The organism is Planktothrix sp. FACHB-1365 (assembly GCF_014697575.1).
In the GTDB taxonomy this organism is placed as follows: domain Bacteria; phylum Cyanobacteriota; class Cyanobacteriia; order Cyanobacteriales; family Microcoleaceae; genus Planktothrix.
Map to the genome: position 1 here is coordinate 582685 of NZ_JACJSC010000001.1, position 12274 is coordinate 594958.

Consider the following 12274-nt stretch of genomic DNA (forward strand, 5'->3'; position numbering starts at 1 on the left):
AGTAATCCGTTGTTGTGCTTTTGCACCCTCTCTTACATTAAAATACAACAACGAGTCTTTAACAAATACCCTATTCTTGACCGATATCCCGGACAGGATATTCAGCTTAACAATTTCTTATTCTCTTTCTCCCCTTGTTATTTTTTTTTAATCACTAATAATGTCATATCATCAAATTGTTTTTCTTGACCCATAAATGACTGTACATCATCAATTACAGCATTTTTTATGACTTCTGCGGTTTGATGCCAGTTTTGACTAATAATGTTACAAAGTTGTTCCACTCCATAGAATTTTTTCCGGTTATTTTGGGCTTCGGTAATCCCATCAGTATACAAAACAACTCCATCCCCAGAATTTAAGACAATTAAAGTATGGCTAATAAATTGAGTAATATCTTCATCTAAGCCAATGGGTAGTCCTAAATCCATTGTATTAACTCGTTCAACATTACCGCTTTGACGAACAATTAAAATTTCCTCATGTTGCCCACTGATACTTAATAAACCTTCAGAATAATTTAAAATAGCTAAAGTTAGATTTTTATCAGAATTCATCCGTTGAACATTATAATAAATCATTCGATTTAAAGTATTTAAAAAGATAACACTATCATGCTCTTGTACTTCTTTTAATGTCCGAACGGCTGCTTGAATCATCACCATTAAAATTCCGCTTTCTAACCCATGACCCGTAACATCTCCAATGCCAATCGTAACAATTCCATTTGTATATAAAATATCATAATAATCACCCCCCACTTCATCGGCAGGTTTCATATATCCGACGATTTCTAAGTCTTGAATTTCGGCTAATTCCTGGGGTTTGGGAAGAATTAATTGCTGCATTTCTCGGAGGATATCAAGTTCTGCACTCATGCGTAAATTTTCGGCTTTGAGTCGCACATTTAAGGAACTAATTTCTTGATTCGCTTCGGCTAATTGTTGGGTACGCTCTTCGACTTTTTCTTCTAAGATATCAAAGGATTCTTTCAATTGTTCAGCCATCGAATTAAAAGAATTTGCCAAAGTTTTTAATTCTTGAATTCCTGTAATTTCCAGATTTTGAGTTAATTCTCCTTCTGCTAGTTTATGGGAAGCTCGATTAATTTTCAAAATAGGTTTTGTAATCCAACGGGCCGTTAAAAGTCCCATTCCTGTAGCGACTCCCAAGGCGATTAAACATAACCCAATCGTCATGCGATTATTTTGTTGAATTCGTGCCATAAAATCGGCTTCAGGAACAACCACCACCACTAACCAATCGATGCCTTTTCCATCTCGAATGGGTAAAATTTGAGCATAATACCAACTCCCCTTTTGCTGAAATTTAACTTGTTCATTATTTTGAATGGCCTTAAAACTACCAAACCGTTTTAAAAAGGCATTAGCCGTATTCCGAATCGTTGAATCTGTACTTTGACTAGCAAGAATTCGTTCAATGATAGCCTCTTCTCCTTGCCATTCAAGTTTAAAAGGTTTTTCAATTTTAGAACTAACAACTAACTCCCCCGAACGTTCAATAATAAAACTTTGTCCACGAGGACTAATATAAAGATGTTTTAAAAATTCTGTAATTCTTAATAAGGTAATATTAATACATAAAACGCCCTGTAAGTTTTGCTCTGGATCAAATACGGGCCAAACCGCCGACATTCCTAAAGCCGTGTCTGTATTTCGACGAGAAAAGAAAGGGTAAATAGAAGTCCAAACTGGTTTTTGAGCTTGTTTTGCTTGTTGATACCAAGGACGCTGACGGGGATCATATTCGGCTTGTTTTAACAATTTGACCCGGTTTCCCTGTTGATCTAAAAGAAAAACATCACGGATGGGTTCAGTGTCAATGGTGCGGATTTTGAGTTGAATTTCACTATTTTCTAAATGTTCAACCCCAACAAACTCTCCCTGTTCATTTCCATATAAAAAATAACTTTCTAAATCTCCTTCTAAGACGACTTGAAAAAAATATTGCTTTAATCCTTCAATATTATTCAAATTAAATGTTCCAGCTTCTACACTATCATGGGTAACTCGCAAAATTTGAAAGGATTTATTAAAATAGTTTAAAACATGATTTTCAATCCGAACACTGACACTTTGAATTAACTGTTGTGCTAAATCCTCAACCGCTTGTTGACCATTTTTAAAGGAAAAATAACCCACTAATCCAACAGCGGCTGTAATTTGTAAGATAAAGGGAAAAACCAACGCGGTTTTTAATCGAATTCTCCGTAAAGGTTGAAACCGGGAATAAGTTTTTAAACTAAAAATCATAGGAAAACATTCAATTTATTAGCAATATTAATCTGGAAAAATATTTTTATACGGGTTAGTTTTAAAGGACTGTTATTCTATGTTACACTGATTTCTGGTAAGTCTTCGCACCTACATTTTAAAAAGTTACTATTTGCGGCTTTACACTGTTGACTTGCTTGATAGTCCAGAATCAGTGTTGTGGTTTTCTTTTTACAGCGTTGAGCTTGTCTTCCCTTTCTAAGCAGATTTAAACAAAGCAGTAAACTTTCGCAATTTAGGCCTTAAACTGGGTTGGGTAATGAAGTATTCTCTAATTAGCAAATTTGGATCATTCCCAGATAAAATTTTAGATGATTTTTTATTGAATATGCTTTTCTGTGGATGCAAAAATTTTTCTAAATGGTAGTTTCGGAAATTACTCCTTTTCAAAGGATGATCACTATTCAACTTAAAAGAGCAATGTGAATTCTTTAATGATTTTAATTTTTTAAAATTTTGAGATACAGTTTCTATCTCATTAAAATGTCTTGATATGATTGTAGTTGTCATTGGAGTCCCCATTCTTTCTGAATAGTTTCAGTTGTTAAATTTAAAAATGTTTGGATTGTATATTCATGGGCTAACTTAAACCAGTTAACATAATCTTTATTGGCATCGAAGCTTTTGGTAGTTAACCTAAAAAATAGAATGTTTGAGATATCTTCATCCGACTCTGATATTCGCTGGTCTACCTGGACTGCTAATTGACCATCATCGTCAGGCAATGTAAAAATTAGCTGAATATCATGAAGATCCGGTGAACCTAGAATAGTATTAGGATTAGAACCAACAAATGTAAAGATTTTAGCGTGATCATTGGGATTCTTCCATCCTAATTCTTCATCGATTAAATTGACATAGGTAAGTTCATAGTTTGCTAGTTTTAAATTTTCTTTTTGAGTGGCTAACCACCAGTTATTGAAATGATTCCATTCGTACAAAAAATCATCAAATATTTTTTCAAAATGAGGATATTCACCTTCGCTTTTATACTTCCAGTTATAGCAAAAAAAGTTTTCCTGTATCTGGATGATTTTGGTACTATTAGAAGAAATAAAAACTGTCCGCCGCAAGGGAAACATCTTTCCCGAAAAATTGCTATTTTCTAAAAACGGCTCTTGATCAGTTGCATCGGGAAATCTATCCCTAATTTCTTGCCAGTAAAGCCCGACATGAACGGAGGATAACTGTTCTTCCTCAAGCTCAATGGCAAAAGCAACTTCTATAAGTGGTGGTTTAGTAAATTTAACTACAGTCATTGTAATTTCTATTGATGATTTGAATGGTGAAACTGTCGTATAAATCCAAGAAAAATTTAACTCAATGGTTTATTTTAGGTAAAGACCATTCCGCTTCTATTATACTATATGACCTCAAAACCTATTGATCAAGATCGGCTATTCTCTTTCTTAACGACTACAGGAATAGTCACTTAATATCTAGCTAATCAACATCTTCTCACCTCAAAACCCCAATTTTTACAGGACGAAAACCAGTCACCCCGAATCTTCTATAATCCTACTGGAAAACTGGGGTATACTAAAAAAGTGAAACCGTTGTAAATAATTTCTGCGTGGAACTCTCCTGTAAAAGTCAGTATGCCCTTCTCGCCCTGATCGAATTGGCAACTCACTATGATGATCCTGAACCCAGGCAGGTTCGCCAAATTGCAGCCCAGCATAATATTCCTGATCGCTATCTCGAACAATTGCTGGCAACCTTGCGGCGCTGTGGTATTGTTCGCAGTCAACGAGGCTCCAAAGGAGGCTATTATCTGGCCAAGGAACCGGGGAAAATTACTCTATTTGATGTGGTCAACTGCTTAGAAGGAACAGATCCCGAAGCAGCCCCTCAAAATTCTTGCCTCAATACCGTTGAAAGTGCAATCATTTGGGAATTTTGGCAAGAAGCAGAGCAAATGGCTAACTCTGTGTTACAGAAATACACCTTAAAAGACTTGTGTGAACAAAGAGATGCCCGACAACAGAAGGATATTATGTATTACATCTGAAGGGTTAGGTATGAGTTCCTCAGACTGCTTGTATCATTGTTCTTTATTCGAGTCTCAATATGCGTATCGCTCATAACATTACTGAATTAGTCGGTCACACTCCTTTAGTCCAACTAAACCGCATTCCCAAGGCGGAAGGATGTGTGGCTCAAATTGTTGTGAAATTAGAAGGGATGAACCCCGCCTCTTCCGTCAAAGATCGAATTGGGGTGAATATGATTAATGTCGCGGAAAAAGAAGGAGTGATCACCCCTGGTAAAACCGTATTAGTGGAACCCACCTCGGGGAATACCGGAATTGCCCTGGCCATGGTCGCCGCAGCTAGAGGCTATCGTTTAATTTTAACGATGCCGGAAACCATGAGTTCAGAACGTCGGGCGATGTTAAAGGCCTATGGGGCAGAACTCGAACTGACTCCCGGTATTGAAGGGATGAGTGGTTGTATTAGAAGGGCTCAGGAAATTGTGGATACTCTGCCCGATGCCTATATGTTGCAACAATTCCGCAACCCGGCTAACCCCCAAATTCACCGCAAAACAACGGCCGAGGAAATTTGGACGGATACCGATGGTTGTGTCGATATTCTCATTTCTGGGGTGGGAACCGGAGGTACATTAACCGGAGTAGCCGAAGTCCTCAAACAACGTAAACCGAATTTTCAAGCTATTGCAGTAGAACCCGCCAATAGTCCAATTTTATCCGGGGGTAAACCAGGGCCCCATAAAATTCAAGGTATTGGGGCTGGGTTCATTCCTCCCGTTTTGAATGTTGATCTCATTGATGAAGTCATTCAAGTTCGGGATGAGGATGCCATGATTTTTGGCCGTCGCATGGCGCGAGAAGAAGGGATTTTATCAGGAATTTCCACTGGGGCGGCATTATATGCTGCCGTTGAAGTCGGTAAACGCCCTGAAAATAAAGGCAAACTGATTGTGATGATTCAACCCAGTTTCGGCGAACGTTACCTGAGTACACCTTTATTTCAAGAAGGTTGAGTGTTGTCAGTTGTAGGGGTGGGGTTACCCCGCCCGTACTCAGTTATCAGTCGTTAGACGTGCTTGGGGCTTACGGTATCAACTCCCCCAAGTGCGTCTTTACAGATGTTAACCATTCCCCCTCTTCCCTCTTCTCCTCTCCCCCTACTTCCCCCCTACGGAGATAGGCTTTCCCTACCCAAATTTAAACAGGTGAAAAGAGGGTTGGGAAGGACACCCCCCCTACAGGTTTTGAGCACAAATCATTTTTATCTTATGTCTATCTTTGTTAAACATTTAAAACAATCGGGTTATTTAGATCAGATTGACCTAACTTTATGTATTGTAGGTTCGCGTCAGGTTCAAGAATTTATTGATATTGATTATTCCCATCAAGGGTGGGAAATTTTTGCCCCTGGTTTAACCATTTATGGTTTTGATGCGGATGAAAAAGCTTGTCAAGACCGCAATCAACAATTAGCACAAAAAAAGATAAACTGGACAGAAACCCATATTCCTTTAGCGGTTTGGAATACATCAGGAACTCAAACTTTATATCAAACCCAACATCCAGAATGTAGTTCCTTATATCCTCCCAATGAATTAGTGATTAATCGTTTAGATGAATATGCTGAACGTCATAAATTAATCTCTACAACTTCTGTAAAAACCACAACCCTAGATGAGTTTTTTCAAGATAAAACCACATCAATTGATTTTCTTCAGTTGGATGTCCAAGGCGGAGAATTAAACGTTTTAGAAGGGTGTTCTCAACTGTTAGAACATCAAATTTTAATGATATTAGTGGAAGTTTCATTTATAGAACTCTATAAAAATCAATCGTTATTTGCAGAAGTTGATATTTATCTTAGAAATCAAGGGTTTACCCTCCTCGACTTTGGAAAACGATGGAATGGTCGTCGTCAAGGAATTACATTGATGTCTCGTCAACACCCCGGACAATTAGTATGGACAGATGGGTTTTATGTTCGAGATTTAATTCGACCGGATCAAAATTTAGGTTTTAAAACCCCTGATAATATTCTAAAATTGGCTTGTATCGCTGATATTTTTATGTTCTATGATTATGCTTTAGAACTCTTAGGATATTTAACTTTAAATTATGGAGATAACCCTCAATATCATTTAACGGATGTAATCATTAACAGTATTCAAGAGCATCCAGAAATAAAAAATCTTAATATAGAATCGATTCCTTTTATTTCTAAATTACTGAAAAAGAGTCATCCCTCTTAATTAACTTGATTTCGCTAATAGGCGTATTTTTTTTAAAAATAACGCTATTAAATTAATTTTAAGCTAAACTATATCTATCGTGATTCGGTTAAACAGTCTATGTCTATTATTTATAACGAACCTTCCCTCTTTCTAGCGTCAGAACAAGAGGAATTTGATGATATTATATTTCCACCCGGTAATTTGTGGAGTGAGGAACCAGCATTGGAAAGTTACTTACATTTACAACAACTGATACTTTTATTAAAATGCCTTGACTGGTGGTGGCGTGAGCGCAATGATTATTTTTCAGCAGGTAATCTCACTGTTTATTTTAGCCCCAATCAAAAAAAATCAGAACATTTTAGAGGGCCAGATTTTTTAGTGGTTTTGAACACAGAACGCAAACCTCGCCGAAGTTGGGTTGTGTGGGAAGAAGGGAAATATCCTAATATTATTATTGAACTATTATCTCCCTCCACCGCAGAAATTGATAAAGGTTTCAAGAAACAACTGTATCAAGATACATTCCGTACCTTTGATTATTTTTGGTTTGACCCTGAAACTTTAGAGTTAGCAGGATTTCATTTAGTGGATGGACAATACCAACCCCTTGAACCCAACTCTCAAGGATGGTTATGGAGTCAACAATTAGAATTATTTTTAGGCGTTCATAACTCTCAATTGCGTTTTTTTACTTCTGAAGGTAAACTTCTTCCCACTCCCGAAGAAACAGCAACAGAAGCCGAAACATCATTAGCAAAAGCCGAAGCTTTATTAGCAAAATATCGAGAACAATTTGGAGAGTTACCCGAAAGTTAGAATAAAATTAAAGTATTTAATCTTATCAAAATGATGAATCCTAAAAAATAATTATATTCCAGCGTAGGGTGCGTAAGCAACGCGCACGCACCAAAAGGGAATCTCGCCCTAACAATCAATTTAGAATCCAAACAGTTGTACAATTGATTGAGACTGACTATAGCAAGTTCAAATAGATTGTATAATCATAATTTCAGGAGTATTAATTTTAAAAAATGGATAGATATTCCCGTGTCAGGGCGAGGTGACCTCGCCCCTACGATTTCGGTACTTTTTATATAAGATTTAAACTGACTAAATTAGGGTTATAATTTAAGACAGTCGAGTTAAACAATAAACCTCCTCAACTTCTATGGTCTCTATTCGTCGTCGTCCGCCTAATCCTACGGTTGAAGTCTTAAACTTACGTTATCAGGTTGCTGTCCCTGGCTCTGAACCCCAGAATATTTTAGAAGAAATTGTTTGGTATAAAGAAAAAGAAATTACCGACTTAAGGGAACGTTTACCCCTAGAAAAATTAAAGCAAAAAGTCAATACAATTTCTGCACCTCGTAACTTTTTTCAAGCGTTAAAACAAAGTCAAACTCAACCTGCGGTCATCGCTGAAGTTAAAAAAGCCTCCCCCAGTAAAGGCGTAATTCGAGAAGATTTTGACCCCGTTGCGATCGCAAAATCCTATCAACAAGGTGGCGCAAGTTGTTTATCAGTTTTAACCGATCAAAAATTCTTTCAAGGGAGCTTTGAAAATTTAGCAAAAGTTCGGGCTGTTGTTGATTTACCCTTACTTTGTAAAGATTTTGTCATCTATCCTTATCAAATTTATTTAGCGCGATATCATGGAGCAGATGCAGTTTTACTCATTGCTGCGGTTCTCTCCGATCAAGATTTACAATATTTTCTCAAAATTGCAAAAGTATTAGGAATGACCGCTTTAATTGAAGTCCATACCCTCGAAGAATTAGATCGAGTTTTAAGCTTAGATGGCGTTAATTTAATCGGCATTAATAACCGAGATTTACAGAATTTTACCGTTGATTTACAAACCACTTGCCAATTGTTACAAACCCGACAATCGCAATTCCAATCCCGTGATATTTTAGTGGTGAGTGAATCAGGACTTCATACCCGTGAGGATCTCAATTTAGTCACCCAAGCCGGGGCGAGAGCCGTTTTGATTGGGGAATCTTTCATGAAGCAACCCGATCCAGGTGTTGCCTTAAATCAACTGATTACCTCTTAGTGTATTATAGGGAAACGGCAGTGAAATCCTGTTTCCTGAGTTGAATATTCTCATCCTGAGATAATTTTTAACCCCATTGAAGCCCTCGATCTTTCAATCGATCATGCAGTCTGGTTTACTGGAGATTTAGTTAAAGTTGATGGAACCGATTCCTCTTCCTGCTTATGTTCATTATGAACTGCTCCTGCAATTTCTAGAACGAAAAACGAGGTTTGCAGTCAAACGGAACTCTTCTCAATACGAGAAGGTTGATCAATTGATTATTACCTTACGGAAAGCCGTCGCCCTACACAAGCAATTAGAGCAAAGCTGTATTCAAGCAAATCTTCCCGTTGACTATCGCTGGTCTTTGAATGAAATTAATCCTGAACAGATTAATTTACCAGAGGGTTGACACTCTCGGCGCGTAAAGCCGAGATTCTTAATTCAGCGACTGACCTTTAAGCACCGTATCTCTTTCGAGCAATACTCAAACCTTTCAATCGTGAAAAGTCACCCATTGACGAGCCTGACTTACGGCAACCCCAGAGGGTCTATCTCCAAAAGCGTACTAGGATACGACACTTCGACTAAGCTCAGTGACCACCTAGAGTTCGGGCGTGCCCCGCCCTACCTTAATTGATCAAACCAAATTATGTGTTTTCTGGTCATGAGAATGGGTTGATTCTCTAGCTCTGTTTTACAAGGTTTTCGCTACCCTTGTTGTTACTCTCAAGGAGTTTTCAGGTTCGAGGGTGCCGACTAAAAGCCGCTTCACAACCGCCCACCTTGGGGATTTCAACCCTCTCTATCTTAATCCAAAGCCGATGCTCAAAGCACGGGGTTTTAGACCCAAATTCTCGATAAAGGGTTGAATTAAGAATTAAGAATTGAGAATTGAGTTGCAATTTTGAGGGACAATATTCCTTCTGTGACTCACGCAGAACACCAAACCTATAAAGAGTGAAAATAGACTATGGATGATAAATTAATGTTGATGATTCCGGGGCCGACCCCCGTTCCTGAACAGGCGTTATTAGCTCTGTCCAAACACCCCATCGGACACCGTAGTGGGGATTTTAGCAAAATCATGGAGGAAGTGACAGCGAACCTGAAATGGTTACACCAAACCCAAAATGATGTGCTGATTTTAACGGCCAGTGGCACTGGGGCGATGGAAGCCGGAATTATTAATTTCCTCAGTCGCGGGGAAAAGGTGTTATGCGGTTGTAATGGGAAATTTGGAGAACGTTGGGCCGAAGTCGCCACCGCCTACGGGTTAGAAGTCGATACCGTTACGGCTGAATGGGGACAACCCCTTGACCCCGAACAATTCCGGGCAAAATTAGAAGCAGATACCAACAAAGAAATCAAAGCCGTTATTATCACCCACAGCGAAACTTCAACGGGTGTAATTAACGATTTAGAAGCCATTAATCGCCATGTTAAAGCTCATGGAGCATTAATGATTGTAGATGCCGTTACTAGCTTAGGAGCGGTGCATCTTCCCATCGATGAATGGGGGATTGATGTTGTTGCTTCTGGTTCCCAAAAAGGGTATATGATTCCCCCCGGTTTAGGGTTTGTTTCGGTCAGTGAGAAAGCTTGGGAAGCTTATAAAAATGCTAACCTTCCTCGCTACTATTTAGATTTGGGTTTATATCGCAAATCTGCTAAGAAAAATACCAATCCTTTTACCCCTCCGGTGAACTTGTTTTTTGCCTTACAAGTCACGTTACAAATGATGAAAAAAGAAGGGCTAGAGAATATTTTTGCCCGTCATCAACGGTTAACTAAAATTAGCCGGGAAGCCGTTAAAGCATTAGGATTATCGTTATTTGCAGCCGATGAATGTGCCAGTCCTGCCATTACGGCTGTTGCTCCTCCTGAAGGGTTAAATGCTGAAGATGTTCGGGCTGTTGTTAAGAAGAAATTCGATATTATTTTAGCCGGAGGACAGGATCACCTCAAGGGTAAAATTTTCCGTATTGGTCATTTAGGATTTGTTAGCGATCGCGATATTCTAACAGCAATTGCGGCGCTAGAAGCTGCGTTACGGGAACTCGGTTATGAAGGGTTTACTCCTGGTGCAGGAGTGGCTGCGGCGGCTCGTGTGTTAGCCGAATCCTAATTTAATATTGAGTCGGGTGGGCATAGCCCACCTTCTCGATACTTCTGGGAATTATTAAAATTAGCAATATCCCATCCTAAATTAGGCAGTTTCTAACCAGTCGAAGATTTTATCTAACTGTTCCAATGTGACTAAACCATATTGCCACAGGGTCATAGATAACGGACTAGCATCGGGATATTTATGTTGAGATTCCGCCGGATGATTGGCTCGTTCTGCCATCGCAATAGAGTCAGGAGAAAGCGATAAATCTTCTTGTAAAAAACGAATAAACCGAGAGTAATTGATTGGTGTCATTTTAACATTCACCTCCTAATATAAAATCCATCTTGGGATTAAAAAATTTTTTTGATAAACGAGGCTGATCGCCTTTTGTTATAAATTGAGATGTTTATAAAGTCTGAGTTTGCCAACTTCAGAACATTAATTTTGGGATGTTAAGTTGTCTGAAAACAATTGCAGTTTTATACAATTGTTCCCTCAGTTTTCTCCTCACACATCTACATTAGTTGCGATTAAAATTCCGCACAATTGAGAACTAGCCACATTCTGTTCTGTCACAGGTTAGCTGTCTCAAAGAATTACTAACCAGTAGAACAGGTGCAGCTATTAAAATTAATCTGTCTGCTGACAGAACAGTTTCCCTGTCAAACGAGAGAAATCACAGAACTCTAAACTTTAGAGTCACCGTGTCATCGTTATTAAACCCTACCTCGCTCACTGAAGCGAACTTGACTCAAGATTAGCCTTGACAACCGATCAAGATTGTCGTGGAACAATTTCCTGGGCTTGATGAGTGTTTCCTCACACCTAAGAAGAACGAATCAACTGTATAGGGTTCACTGCGGGTACGCTTAACAGTTGTTTGGAGTAGACAGGTTAGCAAATTTGTCTACTGTTGTGTAGACCTTAGCATTAAAGTTTTAACAAATTACATGAACTTTTGTAAAGTTTTTTAAACTTAAGGCTTATTGCTGAGAATCTACAACGGTGATCGCGATCCGATCGCCCACTTTAATCCCCAATTCTTGAGAACGTCCCCCCCGCAGTTCAATCACCTGATCCACCGCCACATCAGGGCCATAAGTGGGACAAGGTTCCTGCTGACAAGGGGGAGCATTGACCTGAACCGCTTTAACAACCCCATTGCGAAGAAAAATCATATCCAGAGGAATTTTGCAGTTTTTCATCCAAAATCCCACAACGCGAGGTCGATCAAAGGGAAATAACATTCCCCGATCATCAGCCAAAGCGGTTCTATACATTAAGCCTAACGCTTGTTGCTGGGGGGTTTTAGCCACTTCAAGCTGAATCACTTCGCCCCCAATTTTCGCTTGAGCCGTAATGGGTAACATTTGACCCTGATTGTTTTGGGCTTGTGCAGGAACATCAAAAAGGGCTGTTCCTAAACTCAAGAATTGTGCTGTTGAAACCGATGAAAACAGCGATGAACAGCTAATCCATAGAATACCAACCACCCCAAAACCTATCGAGACTAAGGCTGTGGGGATAGAAGCCAAGATTAAACCCTGCTCAAATCCCACTAACAGTTGAATGTTCAACGCTCTCAAAAAATCCGTATCATCA

Annotated in this window: 11 protein-coding genes; 7 read left to right on the top strand and 4 right to left on the bottom strand. The window is 38.9% G+C overall.

The window, feature by feature from the left end:
- Positions 1 to 137 precede the first annotated feature (137 nt).
- Together H6G57_RS02510 and H6G57_RS02515 are read right to left on the bottom strand one after the other, a co-directional pair.
- A complete protein-coding gene (locus H6G57_RS02510) occupies positions 138 to 2273 on the bottom strand; it encodes a SpoIIE family protein phosphatase (protein WP_190515741.1) in 2136 nt (711 codons plus the stop codon).
- A 527-nt stretch (positions 2274 to 2800) separates the two neighbouring features.
- On the bottom strand, positions 2801 to 3553 hold the full coding sequence (locus tag H6G57_RS02515) for a TIGR04255 family protein (RefSeq protein ID WP_190515742.1): 753 nt from the start codon (positions 3551 to 3553) through the stop codon (positions 2801 to 2803).
- Positions 3554 to 3867: 314 nt separating this feature from the next.
- On the opposite strand from H6G57_RS02515, the gene H6G57_RS02520 reads away from it, so the two are divergent.
- From H6G57_RS02520 to H6G57_RS02550, 7 genes are all read left to right on the top strand, one after another.
- Positions 3868 to 4305: an Rrf2 family transcriptional regulator gene (locus H6G57_RS02520; RefSeq protein WP_072717441.1), complete on the top strand. Its 438-nt coding sequence runs from the start codon at positions 3868 to 3870 to the stop codon at positions 4303 to 4305.
- A gap of 59 nt (positions 4306 to 4364) precedes the next feature.
- A complete protein-coding gene (cysK, locus tag H6G57_RS02525; RefSeq protein WP_190515744.1) occupies positions 4365 to 5300 on the top strand; it encodes a cysteine synthase A in 936 nt (311 codons plus the stop codon).
- 255 nt (positions 5301 to 5555) lie between these two features.
- Complete coding sequence (locus H6G57_RS02530; protein WP_190515746.1) at positions 5556 to 6536, top strand: FkbM family methyltransferase; 981 nt, start codon at positions 5556 to 5558, stop codon at positions 6534 to 6536.
- A gap of 99 nt (positions 6537 to 6635) precedes the next feature.
- Positions 6636 to 7337, top strand: coding sequence for a Uma2 family endonuclease (locus H6G57_RS02535; protein WP_190515747.1), 702 nt, complete (start codon positions 6636 to 6638; stop codon positions 7335 to 7337).
- A 352-nt stretch (positions 7338 to 7689) separates the two neighbouring features.
- Complete coding sequence (gene trpC, locus H6G57_RS02540) at positions 7690 to 8577, top strand: indole-3-glycerol phosphate synthase TrpC (protein ID WP_190515749.1); 888 nt, start codon at positions 7690 to 7692, stop codon at positions 8575 to 8577.
- A 139-nt stretch (positions 8578 to 8716) separates the two neighbouring features.
- The gene (locus H6G57_RS02545) at positions 8717 to 8971 is read left to right on the top strand and encodes a DUF5340 domain-containing protein (RefSeq protein WP_190515751.1); all 255 of its coding nucleotides are present in this window, start codon (positions 8717 to 8719) and stop codon (positions 8969 to 8971) included.
- Positions 8972 to 9532: 561 nt separating this feature from the next.
- Positions 9533 to 10687, top strand: a complete 1155-nt coding sequence (locus H6G57_RS02550) for an alanine--glyoxylate aminotransferase family protein (protein ID WP_190515753.1) — start codon at positions 9533 to 9535, stop codon at positions 10685 to 10687.
- 81 nt (positions 10688 to 10768) lie between these two features.
- On the opposite strand, the gene H6G57_RS02555 is transcribed toward H6G57_RS02550, so the two are convergent.
- Positions 10769 to 10984, bottom strand: coding sequence for a DUF2949 domain-containing protein (locus H6G57_RS02555; protein ID WP_072720499.1), 216 nt, complete (start codon positions 10982 to 10984; stop codon positions 10769 to 10771).
- Between the two features lie 671 nt (positions 10985 to 11655).
- Positions 11656 to 12249 (bottom strand): DUF192 domain-containing protein, encoded by a 594-nt coding sequence (locus H6G57_RS02560; protein WP_242048845.1) that lies wholly within the window; start codon positions 12247 to 12249, stop codon positions 11656 to 11658.
- Positions 12250 to 12274 lie beyond the last annotated feature (25 nt).